Here is a 17295-nt window from a genome sequence, read left to right as displayed (position 1 = left end):
TAGGTTAGATACGGACGCATGACCGACGCTCCAAACCCAAGACCGTCCTCAGGTAGCGGCATTGCCGCACGCGCACTAAAGGCGCGTGGCGGCTCCGCCTTGCCGGCGTCACCAGCGAATTACCTCGACGGCTTAAATCCGGAACAGCGCGCCGCAGTCGAGACGACCGAGGGTCCGGTGCTCGTTCTGGCGGGCGCCGGCACCGGTAAGACCCGTGTTCTGACCACTCGCATCGCGCATATCCTCGCCACGCGCCGCGCCTACCCATCGCAGATCCTCGCCGTCACCTTCACCAACAAGGCTGCGCGCGAGATGAAAAACCGGATCGGGCATCTGGTCGGCGGCGAGGTCGAAGGAATGCCTTGGCTTGGGACCTTTCATTCCATCGGCGTCAAGATTCTGCGACGGCACGCGGAGCTCGTAGGCCTCAAATCCAATTTCACGATTCTGGATACGGATGACCAGATCCGCCTCATCAAGCAGTTGATCCAGGCCGAGAATCTGGACGACAAACGTTGGCCGGCCCGCAGCTTTGCGAACCTGATGGACGGATGGAAAAACAAAGGGTTGACGCCCGATCAGGTGCCGGAAGGCGATGCCCGTGCGTTCGCCAATGGGCGTGGCCGGGAGCTCTACAAAGCCTATCAGGCTCGCTTGACCAGTCTGAATGCGGCTGACTTCGGCGATCTTCTGATGCATCCGATCGCGATCTTTCGCGATCACCCCGACGTCCTTGCCGACTATCATCGCCGGTTCCGATACATCTTGGTCGACGAGTATCAGGATACGAACGTCGCGCAGTACCTGTGGCTCCGACTCCTGGCGCAGTCGTCGGATGCGCGCCGCGCTGTGGGCCAAGAGGGCGTCAACGTTTGCTGCGTGGGCGACGATGACCAATCGATCTACGGCTGGCGTGGAGCCGAAGTCGATAACATCCTCCGTTTCGAACGCGACTTCCCCGGTGCGACCGTCATTCGTCTCGAGCGGAACTACCGATCGACCGCCCATATCCTCGGCGCGGCCGCGGGACTGATTTCCAACAACGAAGATCGACTCGGGAAGACGCTTTTCACGGACCTGCGCGATGCGGATGACGAAAAGGTCAGCGTAAGCGCGGGTTGGGACTCCGAGGAGGAGGCCCGGGCCATCGGTGAGGAGATCGAGCAGCTGCAGCGCAAGGGCTGCAAGCTTAATGATATGGCGATCCTCGTTCGGGCGTCGTTCCAGATGCGCGAGTTCGAAGACCGGTTCGTGACGCTCGGATTGAACTACCGCGTCATCGGCGGTCCGCGCTTCTACGAGCGACAGGAGATCAGGGACGCCCTCGCCTACTTCCGCTGCGTCTGCCAACCCGCCGACGATCTGGCGTTCGAGCGGATCGTCAACACCCCGAAGCGCGGTTTGGGTGATGCCGCTCTTCAGATGCTTCACACATTCGCGCGGCGCGAGCAGCTTCCACTGCTCGCGGCTGCCGGCCTGATCGTGCAGGGCGACGAGTTGAAGCCGCGTCCGCGATCGGCACTTGCAGACGTCGCGCGCAACTTCACCCGTTGGCGCGACCAGTTGTCGAACATGCGCCATACGGATCTCGCCGAGATGATCCTGGAGGAGTCGGGTTATACCGAGATGTGGCAGGCCGATCGCTCGGCCGAAGCACCGGGACGTCTCGAGAACCTCAAGGAGCTCGTTCGTTCGATGGACGACTACGACTCCATGCCGGCGTTCCTCGAACATATCGCGTTGGTCATGGATGCGGAACAGAACAGCGAGACGGATGCCGTGTCGATCATGACGCTGCATTCGGCAAAGGGTCTCGAATTCGAGACGGTCTTTCTTCCCGGATGGGAAGAAGGCCTGTTCCCGCATCAACGCTCATTGGACGAGGGCGGACGCTCAGGCCTCGAGGAAGAGCGGCGTCTTGCCTACGTGGGCCTCACACGCGGCAAGCGACGCGTGAAAATCTGGTTCGTATCGAACCGTCGTATCCACGGCATGTGGCAATCGACTATCCCGTCGCGCTTTCTCGACGAGTTGCCGGAAGCGCATGTCGACGTTCTCGAACCGTCGACCTCCTACGGCGGATATGGTGCCGGTGGCATGGGCGGGTACGGTGCCTCTCGCTGGGATGCCAACGCGTTCTCGACATCGTCCTACCAGACGCCGGGTTGGCGGCGCGCACAGGCGTCGCAAGGTGGCGAGACCTATCGCGGCGGGCGAGGCCAGGGCATCAGTTATGGCGAAGAAGGTATCCAGTCAGGATCGCGTGCGCGCGCGGCGGCAACCGCTGACAAGTATATCTCCCGCGATGGTGTGAACGCCGGCGATCCATCGGGCGCCCGCGGCGGATTTGCCGGGCGCATGGAAGCACCAGTCGAGGCCAATCGCTCGCGCGGAACCAATCAGCCACCCCGCAAGGGCGCAGGCCTCTACTCATCTGCGCGCGCGGGCGGACCGCGCGAGATCGAGGGGCAACTCGTCGCGAAATCCGTGCAGGACGAGGTCAGCCGCTTCAAGATCGGAGACCGTGCGTTTCACATGAAGTTCGGTCACGGGACCGTCACCACGGTCGAAGGCAATAAAGTGACCGTGGACTTCGACAAGGCCGGAGAAAAGCGCGTTCTCGACGGATTTCTGGAAACGGGTAACTGAAGGTGCGCCTGCAGGGCGGCCTCAGACGCCCGACAACAGCTCGTGAACGCGTCGTAGATACGCTTCTGCCTGGGTTGCCCGCGCCTCTGCCTCGGCCGCGCGCTGTTCCGCCTTCTTGGCGCGCGTCTCAGCTTCCCATTCTTCGTATTCGGCGTCTCGCGCGGCGGTCTCGGCCTTGATTGCGCGAGCTTCGGCCTGTTTGAGGCGCTCCTCCAGCGAGCGCAGATGGGTCTGCATCCTGTGATGATCTTCGGCAGCGCGATCGGCTAGAGAGCGACTTTGCTTCTCGAGTTGAACGTAGCGCTTCTCGTAGGTGCGGATCGTAGCCGCCGCCCGCTCGACCATGGAAAGCGTCGTGTTCCAGTCGCTGGCATTGGTGGCAATGTGCGGCAACGACAACGCCAGCGCGCTCCCCGCAACCTCCTTCTCCACCATCGACTTCACCGAGTCCTCCAGCGAGCGCATCATCTCGCTGCCGATGATTCCGTCCATATCGGACGTCTTCGGCTGCGCTCCGCTTCGATCCGGCGCTCCCTCCGGATCGATCGGCAGGACATCTGCGGAATGCTGGAGAACGGCGCTCATCTCGTCTCGCCCAAGCTATTGGCGAATGCCGCGCGCAATTCAGCCTCGTCGGCATCGTCACTCGAGACGACGCGACTGAAGCTCGTGACGATCGCATCGTGCATACGGGCGAGCCACGCCTCCGCCTCGGCCGCTCGTGCTTCGGCGACCCGGAGCCGTCCCTCCGTCTCGGCCAGTCGCAGTTCCGTTTCCTCGATCTGCTCCTGCAATGTACGGATCTCGTCGCTGGCGCGCTCGGCGTCGAGTCGATGCTCGATCTCCATCTCGGTCGCGCGCTCATCGCGAATCCGAATGGCTTCGCTGGCCTCGCGCACCAAATCCAGCGCCGCCGACCAGTCGCGCTTCGAGACCGCGTCCCGCTCCTCGTTCGACACGAGCGAGAAGTTCGGTTCGGGTCGCGCACTACCGACCGGGTCCGATACGCTCTGACGCAAGTTCAGGCCCAAGTCCTCGTTTGCCGCGTTCACCATGCCGTCCGACTCCTCATTCCCATTCCGAAAGGCGGCCATCGCTTTTAGTCCTCACGATCCGGCGTCGAGAAAGGACGAACGTTCGAAGGTCGTTCCTCGTAGCGGGACGCCTCCGAACCGACGTCCATCCCGAGTCCCTCGACCGACCGTCCCCGCGTCGCACGCTTCAGGTTCTCGTTCTGGCGTTGCAACGCCGTACGGCTCTCACGAGCAATATCGAGAGCACCTTGCGCCAGAGTGCGCTCGGCCTTCTCGTTCTGCAACTCCTCGATCAGACGGCGGTTGGTCGCCTCCAACGCCAAGCGATCCTTCTCGAATCGCTGCGTGAGCGCTTCGACCCGTTCCGAAAGATTGTTGGCCCGCGTGGTGACGCCCTCCAGCTGCGAGTCCTTGGCAGCGAGGGCTTTAATCAGCATATCGCAGCGCGCTTCCAGCTCGGCTCGCGCCTTCTGGCTCTCGCCGAGTTGTGCGGTTACCCGCGTCAGATCGTTGCGTATGCCGTCGTGACGGCGTTCGAAGCTCGCCTTCTCTGCGATGGCTTCCTTGCTGGCCCGTTCGCTCGCTCGGAAGGCTTCCTCACGCTCGCGGAGCTGATGGCGCACCTGGCCGAGAATTTGATCGGTCGCGGCTAATCTTGCCGTCAACGACTCGAGTTTGAGGTTTGCACCCGACCGTTCCGTCTTGAGTGCCGTCAGATCGTTTTCATGTTGGGCGGCCTGCTTCTGTCGCGCAGCCTGCTCCACAGCGAGCTGGGCCTGCAGATGCCGCACCTGCTGCAAGTGGGCGTCCGCAAGTTGCTCGAACTCTTCCACGCGCGCGGTCAACTGCAGGATCTCGGCGGCTTGGTCTTCCGTCAGGCTCTGAAGTCGGCGCCCTTCCTGCTCGGCCAAATGCCGCTGTTCGGTCTCCTCGCCCAACATGCGTTCGGCATCCAAGAGGGCCTGCTCGGCGACGGTCGCCTCCGCCCGTAGCGTCTTGACCTCGAGGTTCAGCGACTGGTTATGCTCCGCTTCCGCCAGGAGCTGGCGTTCGAGCGCATTGGCGTGAGTCGTCTTCTCTCGCAGAAGAAGGCGTTGCTCCTCGAACGCCGCCTCCTGTTCGCGTGCCGACGTTTCGAGCCGGCCGACCCGCGCGACCGCTGTCGCCAGGTCGCTCGAGGCTGCCGAATATCGACCGAGCAAACTGTCGACTTCACGCCGCAGCGACTGATTGCCCTCCATCTCCTGAGAAAGGATGGCTTCCAGTTCGAGGATCCGTGCCTGCGCTTTCGGCAGTTCCTCGGCAATCGCCTCGATGGGGTTGATCAGCGCCGAGAAGTCGTCCGTCAGCGTGCGCAGTTCGCCCAAGCGCTCGGACATCTCGCCGATGCGGACCTTGAGCATCTCGTTGCGCTGGCCGATCCCGTCGAGCGGGGGGATCTGCGGTTGAAAGCGTACGCGCGTTTCCTCTCGGTTCGGATCGTCGCCGATCGAGGGCAGTACGCGTCGGGCAGGCTCGCCCTTGTCGGTCGTCCGACCCTCGCGCCTGAACAGGAACGACAACGGGGAATTCATCGGGTCGGGTTCCTCCGGCAAACCACTCTGCGCAAGCTTTGTGTTTGGCGGTTCGCCCGCGTCGCTGCAACGACCTTTATGGATTTTTAAGAAAGTTTTGCAGAGCGCATCCTTTGGGTGACATGGCAGTCCGCAGATATCGCGATCCAGCATCACGTCGTCGTGAGGATGGAACGTTCAGGAACCGTTCAGTCGAGCGTCGGTTTGGTAACGAAGGGTCACATTCGGAGAATTGCGATGAAACTCGCCAAACTGATCGGTGCGAAGGTGCTCGCCGGTGCCCTCGCCCTCACAATGCTTCCGGCTGCCGTGCCGAACCAGGTACCGTTGGTTGGTATCAGTGCCGCACACGCAGATCCCTTCTACCGTGGTCACCGTGGCGGATACTACGGCGGCGGTCCACGCTACTGGCGCGGCCATCGGGGTGGCTACTATGGTGGCCCTCGCGGCTATTATGGCGGCCCTAGGGGCTATCACCGGGATGGATACTATCGGCGCCACCGCGGTTCGGCAGGTCCGGCCATAGCAGGTGCGATCGTCGGTCTTGGCGTCGGCGCGGCGATCGCCAGTGCCGCTCAGCCGCGTTACTACGGTGCCCCGCGCTATGCCGCCGCGCCAGCGTACGGACCGAGGCCGTGGACGCGGGAATGGTACAACTACTGTTCCGCTCGCTACCGCTCGTTTGATGCTCGCAGCGGCACCTTCCAGCCTTACAACGGGCCGCGCCAGCTCTGCCGCTAAACGCCGCTGGTAGCTGATTGATAAGCCACGCGTCGCGAACGATGCGTGGCTTTTTCCATAACGGGAACCGACTCGCCGGACGGCCGCTTACCGCGCCATAGGCCAACGGGAGTCGTGACCATGATACCTCGAACCGGACGGGTACTAGCCGCTCTCACTGTTGGGCTATTGGCCTCTCAGTCGGCTCTGGCTGGGGAATTCATCGGCATCGACCCGTACGGCCGAGCGGTATTCGCCCCGTCGGGTCCGGTACCCATCGTTCCGAGCCGCGTCCGCGGACCGGTGTTCCAGCGCACGCCCGGTCCCTTTGCCGGACCCGACGTTGCCGGGCCGCTCTACTATGCGGAACCTGCTCCGCCGATCCCAGGTTTCTATCGTCCCGATCCGGCGGTTAGAGCAGGTGCGATTCTTGCCTTCGACACCGACGCCGCTCTTGGTGCGGCAGAGCAAGGTGCAATCCCAAGTCCTCGTTGCGCCGCTCGGTTCAGGTCCTATGATGCAGCGACCGGGACGTATGTCACAACGCGCGGCGTGCGTCGGATCTGCCGCTAGGTTCGCTTACCCAATCGGACGCGTCGCGTTCTCCAGCCATTCCCTCGCCCCCGCGGTCAGCCTGGCGATGAGACGCTCGCGGACGTCGCGGTGATACGCATCTAGCCAAGCTATCTCATCCGGGTTCAACAGACTTCGCGCAACAAGGCGGTTGTCGATCGGTACGAAGGTGAGCGTCTCAAACCGATGCATCGGGAGATCGCCGCCCGATACGTCCTCGGCCTGAGTGACGACAAGCAGATTCTCCGTTCGAATGCCGTAGCTGCCCTCGCGGTAGTAACCCGGTTCGTTCGATACGATCATGCCCGGCTCCAAAACTGCCGTGCCACGTCGTGAGATGGACTGTGGTCCCTCGTGTACGGCGAGGAAAGACCCGACACCGTGTCCGGTGCCATGAGCGTAGTCGCAACCGTTTTGCCAGAGTGCGAAACGCGCCAGTGGATCGAGATCCATGCCCCGCGTTCCGACAGGGAAGCGAGCGCGACTGACCGCGATCACTCCCTTCAGGACGAGGGTAAAATGCTTTCTCATCGCATCGGACGGCGTGCCGACTGCGATTGTCCGTGTGATATCGGTGGTTCCATCCTCGTACTGCCCACCCGAGTCGACCAGGAAGAGTTCGCCCCCTTCGATGCTTCGGTTCGATGACGCGTTGACCCGGTAGTGTGGCAGGGCCGCATTCGGACCGGCGGCCGAGATCGTGTCGAAGGATATGTCTCGTAGAGGCATACCATCCCGCTCACCCGTCTCCGCCCGAATGGCTTCAAGACGCATGGCTGCATCGATCTCGGTCAGCGAGCCATGCGGTTGCGCGTCCATCCAGGCGAGGAAAGTGACCATCGCGACCGCGTCGCGCAGATGGGCCCGCCGGGCTCCGTCGAGTTCCGTTTCATTCTTGATCGCACGCGGTAATCGCGCCGGATCTTCGCCCTCAACGATCGTTCCACCCGCCTTTCGGATGACATCAGCCAGGTGTTGTGCGGCAAGGTTCGGGTCCAGCAGAAACCGCGTCCCGGTCGCCAGTTCACCGAGACGCGCCTCAAGGCTGGTCGGCGGGGCGAATTCGATGTGGTCAGCGAGGGCTCCACGGACTGCAGCACTGATCTTGCGCTCATCGAGGAAGACCACTGCATTGCCGGATGCGGGAACGAGGGCGAAGCCGAGCGGCAGAGGCGTATGGGGTACATCCGAGCCGCGGATGTTGAACGCCCACGCCATCGACGACGGATCCGTCAGCAGAACGGCATCGGCCCCGGCGGATGCAAGTTTGTTTCGCAGGATTTCGATCTTGTCGCCCACTGGCAGACCGGCATGCAGCGTCGGGTGAAGTGTGACCTGTCCGATAGGCGGAAGCGGACGGTCTTGCCAGAGCCGATCGATCGGATTGGTCGAGAGAAGTATGAGCTCTCCGCCAACCTTCCCGAGCACGGCACGCAACCTGCCGACCTCGCCCATCGTGTGGAGCCACGGGTCGATTCCGATCTTCAGTCCGGCGCCGTGTTCCGCAAGGTAGTCGGACAGCGACATCTCGACCGAGTTCACGAACTCGAAGACCGAACCATCGCTTTGTGCGCGAACCTGAACCGTGTAGCGCCCGTCCGTGAAGAGGACCGCAGTTTCCTGCAGGATCAACGCGTTGCCCGCGGATCCTGTGAAGCCGGTCAGCCAAGCCAGCCGGGCCGCCGATGGCGGGATGTACTCGCCCTGATGCTCATCGGCACGAGGTACGATGAAGCCGTCGAGCCCGTCCGTGCCCAGGGCCTCGCGCAAACGCGCGATGCGCCCAGCACTTTCGTGACCCTCCGACGCATCCTCGAAACTCTGAAACATCGGGGAGACCTTTCCTGAAGGCTGGGCGAAGACCGAGTGGCCATTGGCGTCAGCGTTAGGGCAAGCCGTCGCGCTCCGAAAGCCTCTCGTGCCGAACCGACGGCTCATCCCGCTTGCCGCAGGCACGCCTGCGCGGTATGGATTGCCATCTTACGTTTACGCAAACGTCAAAGTCTGGGAGTAGCGAGATGCCGACCTATCAGGCCCCTGTCGCCGATACGCTCTTCGTCCTGAACGAGCTTTTGGGAATCGATCGCTACAACAATCTCCCCCGATTTTCGGACGCTTCTCCGGACGTCGTCGAAGCGATCATTGGAGAAGCCGGACGGTTCGCGACCGAGGTCTTCTTTCCCCTGAATCAGTCGGGCGACGCCGAAGGTTGCCATCGCGCCGCAGATGGTTCGGTACGCACGCCGAAGGGCTTCAAGGAAGCCTATGCTCAGTTTCGGGATAATGGTTGGGGTACGATCTCGACGGACCCGGAGTATGGTGGCCAAGGGCTTCCCCATACGCTGTCGGCTGTCGTCAACGAGTTCCTGTCGTCGGCGAACATGGCGCTCTCCATGTATCCCGGACTGACGCGCGGTGCGATCGCGGCGATCGAGACGCATGGCGACGTGGCTCAGAAGGCTCGCTACCTGCCGAAGATGATCGAGGGCACCTGGACCGGGACCATGAACCTGACCGAGCCGCATTGCGGCACGGATCTTGGTCTCCTTCGCACCCGAGCGACGCCCAAGCCCGGCGGCAGCTATGCGATCTCCGGCCAGAAGATCTTCATCTCGGCCGGCGAGCACGACATGGCTGAGAACATCATCCACCTCGTGCTCGCGCGCATCGACGGCGCGCCGGCTGGGACGAAGGGCATCTCGTTGTTCATCGTACCGAAGTTCATCGTGAACGAGGACGGGTCCGCGGGTGCTCGCAACGGCGTCACCTGTGGTTCGATCGAAGAGAAGATGGGCATCCACGGCAACGCAACCTGCGTCATGAACTATGACGAAGCGACGGGCTACCTAATCGGCGAAGCCGACAAGGGCCTGCGCGCAATGTTCACGATGATGAACGAGGCACGGCTAGGAGTTGGCATTCAGGGCTTGGCCATCTCGGAGATCGCCTATCAGAACGCGGTAGTCTACGCTCGTGAACGCGTGCAAGGTCGCTCTCTTGCCGGCGCGAAGGCGCCGGACAAGGCGGCCGATCCGATCATCGTGCATCCCGATGTGCGGCGCATGCTCATGACGATGCGGGCAATCAACGAGGCGGGACGCGCGCTTGTGCTCTGGACAGCGCTTCGTGGTGACCTGTCGCATCTGGCCAGCGACGAGAAAGAGCGCGAGGCTGCCGACGACTGGATGGGTCTGATGACACCCGTCATCAAGGGCGTCCTGACCGACAAGGGTTTCGACAACGCCGTACTCGCGCAGCAGATCTTTGGCGGCCATGGCTACGTGCGCGAATGGGGCATGGAGCAGTTCGTACGCGACGCGCGCATCGCACAGATCTACGAGGGCGCGAACGGCATTCAGGCCCTCGATCTCGTCGGCCGCAAGCTCGCACAGAACGGCGGCCGCGCACTGCAGGCGTTCTTCAAAGAAGTCGGCACGTTCTGCGAGGAGAACCGCCACGACGAGACCATGGCTCCTCTGACGAAGCCGCTGAAGAAGGGCCTCAACGACCTGCAAGCCGCAACGATGTGGTTGATGCAGAACGCCATGGCGAAGCCCGACAACGCCGGCGCGGCGTCGACCGACTACATGCACCTCTTCGGACTTGTCGCCCTTGGCTACATGTGGGGACGCATGGTCAAGGTGGCGCAGGAGAAGCTGTCGCACGGCGCGAACGGCCATTCGGCATTCTACGAGAACAAGCTCGCAACCGCGCGGTTCTTTATGGATCGACTGATGCCGGAGACCGCAGCCCATCTCGCCAGGATTTCATCCGGGGCGGACTCCATGATGACGATGAACGCGGACGCGTTCTGAAGCGCGACGTTACGGGTTGATCAGCAAGTGCCGCCACGCGCCATGCCAGGAGATACGATCATGACCGAAGCCTTCATCTACGATCACGTCCGCACGCCACGGGGTCGTGGGAAGAAGGATGGCGCCTTGCATGAGGTGCCGGCGGTGCGGCTTGGCGCCAAGGTTCTCGAGGCGCTGCGCGACCGCAACGGTATCGAGACGTCTAAGATCGACGATATCATCTTCGGCTGCGTCGATCCGGTCGGCGAAGCGGGTTCCGTGATCCCGAAGGCGTCCGCTTTCGAAGCTGGATACGACTTCGCCGCGCCCGGCATGCAGATCTCGAGGTTCTGTGCGTCCGGGCTCGACGCCGTCAATCTGGGCGCGGCCAAGGTCGCCTTTGGAGCCGACGATTTGGTGATCGCGGGCGGCGTCGAGTCTATGTCGCGTGTCGGCATGGGCATGTCGGGTGGCGCGTGGATCATGGACCCGTCCGTAGCCATCCCCGCCTACTTCATGCCCCAGGGCGTCTCGGCCGATCTGATCGCGACCAAATACGGTTTCACCCGCGATGACGTCGACGCTTATGCCGTCGAGTCGCAGAAGCGCGCGGCGCAATCCTGGCAGGAGGGACGCTTCTCCCGATCGGTCGTACCGGTCCGAGACCAGAACGGACTGGTCATCCTCGACCGCGACGAGCACATGCGCCCGTCGACCGACATGCAATCTCTTGGAAGCCTGAACGCGTCGTTCGCCATGTTCGGCGAGATGGGTGGCTACGATGTGGTTGGCATTCAGGCTCATCCCGAGCTCGAGACCGTCGAGCACGTCCATCACGCGGGCAACTCATCGGGCATCGTGGACGGCGCGGCGGCGGTGCTGATCGGCTCCAAGAAGGGCGGCGAGATGCTCGGTTTGCGTCCGCGTGCTCGTATTCGCGCCTTCGCCAACATCGGTTCCGATCCTGCGCTCATGCTGACGGGTCCGGTCGACGTGACGAAGAAGCTGCTGGCCAAAACCGGTTTGTTGCTTGCCGATATCGATCTGTTCGAACTCAACGAAGCCTTTGCCGCCGTAGTGCTTCGCTACTGTCAGGCGTTCGACATCCCGATGGAAAAGATGAACGTCAACGGCGGCGCGATCGCCATGGGGCATCCCCTGGGAGCAACAGGCGCCATGATCCTCGGTACCGTTCTCGACGAGCTCGAGCGCCAGGGCAAAGAACGTGCGCTCGTGACGCTGTGCATCGGGGCGGGGATGGGAACGGCGACCGTCATCGAACGCATTTGAACCCGGTGACGAGCCTTGAGCGATCAGTGGTGCAGCAGCACGCCTTCGTTCATGACGGCGATCGACTGGTCGCTCAGAGACGGGAGCCGCTCGAACTCCGGGCGCGCGAAGTAGTAGCCTTGGAAGAGGTTGATGCCGGCCGCGTGCGCAACCCTGAACTCACCCTCCGTCTCGATGCCCTCGGCCAGCACCGCGATGCCGAGTTCGCGTGCGGCTGCGGCGAGCGAGGCGACGACGACCTGGCGCGGTCGGCTCCGGTCGATGCCTCGCAGGAGCTTCATATCGATCTTGATGAGGTCTGGTTGAAACTCGACCAGCAAGCCAAGCCCGGCATAGCCCGCACCGAAATCGTCGAGAGCGGTGATGAAACCCTGACGCCGATATTCGGTCAGGATGTTCTGCAGGTGGCCGGTATCCACGATCTCCTCGTTCTCGGTGAACTCGAACATCATGGCTCCAAGCGGGAAACGATGCCGACGAGCCGCACCGAGCGTCGCTCGCAGGCACGCAGCCGGGTCGTAGACGGCGTTGGGCAGGAAGTTGATCGACAGGCGCAGTTGCGCATCGCTCGGGAAGAGACGAGACGCAAGCTCGATCGCCTTGACACGACACGCCTGGTCAAAGCGGTACTTCTGCTCCGCGGAAACACGGGACAGAATGGTGAACGCGCCCTCCCCGTTGATACCGCGAACCAGCGCTTCGTAACCCCAGACCCGTTCGGCCTGCAGATCGTAGATTGGCTGAAACGCCATCGAGAAGTCGAAGTCGAGACGGGCGCCGCTTTGGCATCCCTCGCAGCTGGCGGTCATGGCTCGGGTCCGTCGAGAAGGTCGTCGACGAACTATGACAGCACGATCCTTCCCGAGTCCTACCACTGCCCACGTCATTCCACAGCCGGCCAACGGCCGCGTCGCATCTTGGGAGTCTCCCTATGAGCTATCGGAACTTCACGATCGAGACCGACGCCGACGGTGTTGCCCTTGTCACATGGGACATGCCGGACAGGTCAATGAACGTCTTCACGGAAGAGGTGATGACGGAACTCGACGCGATTACGGACCAGGTCGTTGCTGACGACGGGGTGAAGGGCGTCGTCTTCACCTCCGGAAAGGCCGGGACCTTCTCGGGCGGCGCCGACCTCAAGATGCTTCGCGCGATGTTCGATGCGTATGAAGCCCAGCTCGCGACGGATCGTGCCGGTGCGGTTGCCGAACTCTTCGAACGGGCGGGTCGCATGTCGTGGCTCTACCGCAAGATCGAGACATGCGGAAAGCCGTTCGTTGCCGCGATCAATGGTGTCTGCATGGGCGGGGCCTTCGAACTGGCGCTCGCATGCCATGCGCGCATCGCTGCGACGGATGCCAAGATGGGCTTGCCTGAGGTGAAGGTCGGCATCTTCCCGGGTGCTGGCGGGACGCAACGCGCGCCGCGTTTGGCCGATACCCAGTCGGCCCTGCAAATGCTGCTCAAGGGTGAAACGCTCTCCGCTTCGAAGGCGAAGGCAATGAAGTTGATCGACGAGGTCGTGACGGCGGACGATCTCATCGAGCGTGCCAAGAGCATGCTGCGTGCTGGTGTCAAACCCATCAAGCCCTGGGACGAGAAGGGTTTCAAACTGCCGTCAGGCCCCGTCTATTCGGCTACCGGTGCACAAACATGGCCGGCGGTCTCCTCCCTGTATCGCAAGGAAACCAACGACAACTACCCAGGCGCCCGTGCGATTGTGAAATGCGTGTATGAGGGATTGCTTCTTCCCATCGATGCCGCATTGAAGGTCGAGCAACGCTACTTCGCGAACGTTCTGCAGACGACCGAAGCAGCCATGATGATCCGCTCGCTGTTCGTTTCGATGCAAGCGCTTGGCAAGGGTGCCCGCCGACCGTCGGGCGTCCCGGCGAGGGCAATTCGCAAGATCGGGGTCATCGGCGCAGGCTTCATGGGCGCCGGTATCGGCTACGTCGCCGCGAAGTCCGGCATCGAGGTCGTTCTCCTCGACCGCGACCAAGCCGCAGCCGACAAGGGCAAGGCCCATTCCGCATCGTTGCTCGAAGCCGCTGCAAAGAAGGGTCGTTCGACACCAGCCGAGGCGGAAGCCGTACTGGCGCGCATCACGGCAACCCCTGACTACGGCGCACTGGCCGACGCCGATCTGGTGATCGAGGCCGTGTTCGAAGACCGCGACATCAAAGCCGAAGTCACACGCCAGGTTGCCGCGGTGTTGAAGCCGGACGCCATCTACGCGTCCAACACGTCGACGCTGCCGATCACCGGCCTTGCGGAAGCCTTCCCGGACCCAAAGCGTTTCATCGGCATCCATTTCTTCTCGCCGGTCGACCGCATGATGCTGACCGAAGTCATCCTTGGACGAGAGACCGCCGACGAGGCGCTTGCCGTCGCGCTGGATTTTATTCGCACCATCAAGAAGACGCCGATCGTCGTGAACGACACACGCGGGTTTTTCGCGAACCGTTGCGTGCTTCGCTACATCTCGGAGGCCTACGACATGCTGGTCGAGGGCGTTCCCCCCGCGATGATCGAGAACGCTGCGAAGTTTGCCGGCATGCCGGTCGGTCCGCTCGCACTCAACGACGAGACTGCTGTCGACCTCAGCCAGAAGATCATGCGGGCGACGATCCATGACATGGGCGAACAGGCCGTCGATCCGCGTCATCTGGCGCTGGTCAACGATATGGTCGATCGGGAGGGACGCCTCGGTCGAAAGGCCGGCAAAGGGTTTTACGACTATCCTGCCAAGCCAGCGAAGAAGAAGCTTTGGTCGGGTTTGAAGGAGCGCTTCCCGCAGAAGCCCGCCGATGAGGTCGACTTCGAGGAACTGAAACACCGGTTTCTGGTCACCATGGCGCTCGAGGCTGCCCGGACCATGGAGGAAGGTGTCGTAACCGACCCTCGTGAGGCGGATGTCGGATCAATCCTCGGGTTCGGCTACGCGCCATACACCGGTGGAACAATCAGCTACATAGATGGAATGGGCGTACCGGCATTCGTCGCGCTTTGCGAGAAGCTGGAGAGCCGGTACGGTGAGCGCTTCCGGCCGACGCCTCTTCTGCGCGACATGGCGGCAAAGGGCGACACCTTCTACAAGCGTTTTGCTCCTGCCGAAGCGGCCTGACATGGTGGGTGGGGGTGCGTTCGGGCACTCCCACCCTACTCAGTTTCCTCAAACCTCCCGCTTCTCGCGCACGATGGAGCGGCCGATCGTGTCGGCAACGCGAGCGCCACGTGTGCCGATCGGTTTGTCAGGGGCATCGGTCGTGTCGAGGGCCGTCTGGTGTTCCATCTCGGCGTTGATCTCCGCGCCGATGATGAAGATCGTGGACGAGATCCATACCCACATCATGAAGCCGATCACGGCTCCGAGAGAACCGTAGGTCGCGTTGTAGTTCGCGAAGCTGCGCAAGTACCACGAGAAGGCGATCGATGCGGCGAGCCAGACCAACGCGGTGAGGACGGCGCCAAAAAGTACCCAGATCCATCGAGCACGATTCCGGCTGGGACCGTAGCGATAGATGAGGCTGATGGAGCCGACGATCACGACAAGGGCGACGGGCCAGCGGGCAGCCGCGATCAACTCGTCTGACCAACTGGAGGCACCGAAGACTCCCATGAGAATGGGAACGACGCCGACCGTCACGATCATCACGATGCCGATGAAGACCGCCCCGATCGTGAAGCAGAACGCGACGGCATTCAGTTTGAGGAAACTTCTTTCCTCATGCTCGCCATAGGCGACGTTCATCGCCTCGAACAGGGTCTTGATGCCGTTGTTGGCACTCCACAACGAAAACAGCAGGCCGGTCAGGAAGTTGAGGGAGAGAGATGCTGGATCTCGGCTCGCCAGATACTGGAGCTGGGATGTGAGGATGTCGGTTCCCGCTTGTGGCAGAAACCGCCCGATGAATGCGATATGCTCGGCGATCGTGTTGGGATCGGCGACGATGCCGTACAGGGAAACGAAGACGGCAAAGGCCGGGAACAACGCCAGGAGCAGATAGAAGGTCGCGCCAGCCGCGATCAGCATGACACGGTCCTCGAAGAACGAGTACCAGAGTCGGACGGCGATATCCTTCCAACCCTTCCACGGGATCTCGAAAGGCCCTGCGGCATCCCGCCCTCGTCCCGGCTCGCTCGCGCGCCGTCGCACCTCCTCGGTGGTATTGGGCGCGAACCGGAGCCCAGGCGTTCCCATCAGTCCCTCCAGCGTTACGCAAAGCCCAACTGACCGCTGTCTTGCGTATTTGCGACAAAATGCGAGCTCCGACGCACGGTTCCGACGCTTCTGTGGACAACCAAAACCCGCATGCCGTGCGTGACCAGTCCCGGCCGGCTGCGGGGACCCTTACCATCTTGGGAAAAGGGATATATTCCTTGTGTTGTATCCGTCCAGTCGGGATGGGCGCCATGGGGCAAGACGGTATGTTCTCTCACGACCGTATTTGGACGGCGATCGATCGCGTCGCGCAGACCTGCGAACTTTCGCCTTCGGCACTCGCCCGTCGCGCCGGCCTAGATCCGACGACCTTCAACCGTTCGAAACGTTTCTCCGCGGATGGGCGCCCACGTTGGCCCTCGACGGAATCGATTGCGAAGGTGCTGGAAGCAGGCGGGATGTCGTTCGACCAGTTTGCGACGCTTTTTGCATCATCGGAAGCGACCGGTGATCGATCCGTAAGGACGACGCGCGGCGTGCCTCTTCTCGGCCATGCCCAAGCCGGTCATGATGGATACTTCGACGATGCCGGTTTCCCGACCGGCGAAGGCTGGGATCGCGTCGATCTTCCCGAGGCGAGCGAGGGCACCTATGCGTTGGAAGTCGCAGGGCGGTCCATGGAGCCCCTTTATCGAGACGGCGATATCCTTGTCGTCTCGCCGAGTGCGCAGATCCGCCGTGGTGACCGCGTTGTGGCTCGGACGCGCCAAGGCGAGGTCATGGTGAAGATTCTTCAAAGACGTACCGCCGGATCGGTCGAACTCGCGTCGATCAACCCGGACTTTCCGACCCGCACGTTCGATCCGAAGGACCTCGAGTGGATCGCGCGGGTCGTCTGGGTCAGCCAGTAAGGCCCTCGCAAACGATTGAACTGCCGGCCACAGAACCGATGACGACGATGCCGCGACGGACCATCACATGAACGAACTCCGTATTTCCCTCGGCATTTGTGCCTGCACGGTCTTCCTGTTGGCGATCGCACCGGCGGCCCCGACACTCATATCAGCGTCGCAACCTGAAACCGTCGCTGCCGATCAACCAGCTTCGTCCGATACAACTCGAACGGTTCGGCCAACGAGCGGGACGCAGGAGCCAACGCGATCGCCGCTTGCAGGTGATGGCCCCCGAGCACCTGATCCCGCGCCCGCAACAATGGATAATGCGGATGTCCTGACCCGTGGCGACAGTGCTCCGACAGTCGTCGCGGCAGCGCAAGCGGCGCCGAAACTGGAACTCTTCAATCGCCCGGTCGCGGTCGACGCCGGTACGATGAAGGCCGGACGCACGACCCTGCGCATTGCTGACATTCAGCCGATCTCACCGGACGCGCGTTGCTCCGATGGACCCCAAACGTGGCCTTGTGGTATCCGAGCCCGAACAGCCTTCCGATCGTGGCTGAGAGGTCGATCGGTCCTATGTTCGGTCCCAGCTGA

The 17295-nt window shown here is 62.4% G+C and carries 13 protein-coding genes; 7 read left to right on the top strand and 6 right to left on the bottom strand.

All coding sequences use genetic code 11. The annotated features are described in order from the left end of the window. Nucleotides 1-18 precede the first annotated feature (18 nt). On the top strand, nucleotides 19-2649 hold the full coding sequence (locus BLQ76_RS09125; protein WP_090672187.1) for an ATP-dependent helicase: 2631 nt from the start codon (nucleotides 19-21) through the stop codon (nucleotides 2647-2649). Nucleotides 2650-2670: 21 nt separating this feature from the next. Here the strand turns inward: BLQ76_RS09125 and BLQ76_RS09120 are convergent, their stop codons facing one another. The 3 genes from BLQ76_RS09120 to BLQ76_RS09110 all read right to left on the bottom strand — a co-directional run bounded on the left by BLQ76_RS09120 (nucleotide 2671) and on the right by BLQ76_RS09110 (nucleotide 5410). Continuing rightward, complete coding sequence (locus BLQ76_RS09120; RefSeq protein ID WP_139183968.1) at nucleotides 2671-3141, bottom strand: hypothetical protein; 471 nt, start codon at nucleotides 3139-3141, stop codon at nucleotides 2671-2673. A gap of 89 nt (nucleotides 3142-3230) precedes the next feature. Then, entirely contained in the window at nucleotides 3231-3704 is a 474-nt protein-coding gene (locus tag BLQ76_RS09115) for a hypothetical protein (RefSeq protein WP_170842533.1), read from the bottom strand. Nucleotides 3705-3748: 44 nt separating this feature from the next. Then, nucleotides 3749-5410, bottom strand: coding sequence for a chromosome partitioning protein ParA (locus BLQ76_RS09110; protein WP_139183967.1), 1662 nt, complete (start codon nucleotides 5408-5410; stop codon nucleotides 3749-3751). Between the two features lie 15 nt (nucleotides 5411-5425). On the opposite strand from BLQ76_RS09110, the gene BLQ76_RS22780 reads away from it, so the two are divergent. Next, a complete protein-coding gene (locus BLQ76_RS22780) occupies nucleotides 5426-5998 on the top strand; it encodes a BA14K family protein (RefSeq protein WP_139183966.1) in 573 nt (190 codons plus the stop codon). Nucleotides 5999-6118: 120 nt separating this feature from the next. Beyond that, nucleotides 6119-6550, top strand: a complete 432-nt coding sequence (locus BLQ76_RS22775) for a BA14K family protein (protein ID WP_090672175.1) — start codon at nucleotides 6119-6121, stop codon at nucleotides 6548-6550. A gap of 6 nt (nucleotides 6551-6556) precedes the next feature. Here the strand turns inward: BLQ76_RS22775 and BLQ76_RS09095 are convergent, their stop codons facing one another. Continuing rightward, nucleotides 6557-8380 (bottom strand): aminopeptidase P family protein, encoded by a 1824-nt coding sequence (locus BLQ76_RS09095; RefSeq protein ID WP_090672172.1) that lies wholly within the window; start codon nucleotides 8378-8380, stop codon nucleotides 6557-6559. A gap of 188 nt (nucleotides 8381-8568) precedes the next feature. On the opposite strand from BLQ76_RS09095, the gene BLQ76_RS09090 reads away from it, so the two are divergent. After that, nucleotides 8569-10365 (top strand): acyl-CoA dehydrogenase C-terminal domain-containing protein, encoded by a 1797-nt coding sequence (locus BLQ76_RS09090; protein ID WP_090672169.1) that lies wholly within the window; start codon nucleotides 8569-8571, stop codon nucleotides 10363-10365. 60 nt (nucleotides 10366-10425) lie between these two features. Beyond that, the gene (locus BLQ76_RS09085; protein WP_090672166.1) at nucleotides 10426-11634 is read left to right on the top strand and encodes an acetyl-CoA C-acetyltransferase; all 1209 of its coding nucleotides are present in this window, start codon (nucleotides 10426-10428) and stop codon (nucleotides 11632-11634) included. Between the two features lie 23 nt (nucleotides 11635-11657). On the opposite strand, the gene BLQ76_RS09080 is transcribed toward BLQ76_RS09085, so the two are convergent. After that, nucleotides 11658-12443: an EAL domain-containing protein gene (locus BLQ76_RS09080; RefSeq protein WP_090672164.1), complete on the bottom strand. Its 786-nt coding sequence runs from the start codon at nucleotides 12441-12443 to the stop codon at nucleotides 11658-11660. A 122-nt stretch (nucleotides 12444-12565) separates the two neighbouring features. Here BLQ76_RS09080 and BLQ76_RS09075 point away from each other — a divergent pair, with 122 nt between their 5' ends. Continuing rightward, a complete protein-coding gene (locus BLQ76_RS09075; protein WP_090672161.1) occupies nucleotides 12566-14764 on the top strand; it encodes a 3-hydroxyacyl-CoA dehydrogenase NAD-binding domain-containing protein in 2199 nt (732 codons plus the stop codon). Between the two features lie 48 nt (nucleotides 14765-14812). Here BLQ76_RS09075 and BLQ76_RS09070 read toward each other — a convergent pair whose 3' ends face one another. Further along, nucleotides 14813-15841 carry a YihY/virulence factor BrkB family protein gene (locus BLQ76_RS09070; RefSeq protein ID WP_090672158.1) on the bottom strand — a complete coding sequence of 343 codons (1029 nt, stop codon included), beginning with the start codon at nucleotides 15839-15841 and terminating at the stop codon, nucleotides 14813-14815. Between the two features lie 227 nt (nucleotides 15842-16068). On the opposite strand from BLQ76_RS09070, the gene BLQ76_RS09065 reads away from it, so the two are divergent. Continuing rightward, on the top strand, nucleotides 16069-16713 hold the full coding sequence (locus BLQ76_RS09065; RefSeq protein ID WP_090672702.1) for a S24 family peptidase: 645 nt from the start codon (nucleotides 16069-16071) through the stop codon (nucleotides 16711-16713). The last annotated feature ends 582 nt before the right edge of the window (nucleotides 16714-17295 follow it).

Origin of the sequence: Aureimonas jatrophae, assembly GCF_900104035.1 — a bacterium.
In the GTDB taxonomy this organism is placed as follows: Bacteria; Pseudomonadota; Alphaproteobacteria; order Rhizobiales; family Rhizobiaceae; genus Aureimonas; species Aureimonas jatrophae.
Note: the sequence above shows the minus strand (reverse complement) of the source record. Positions and strands in the feature narration are given on the sequence as shown.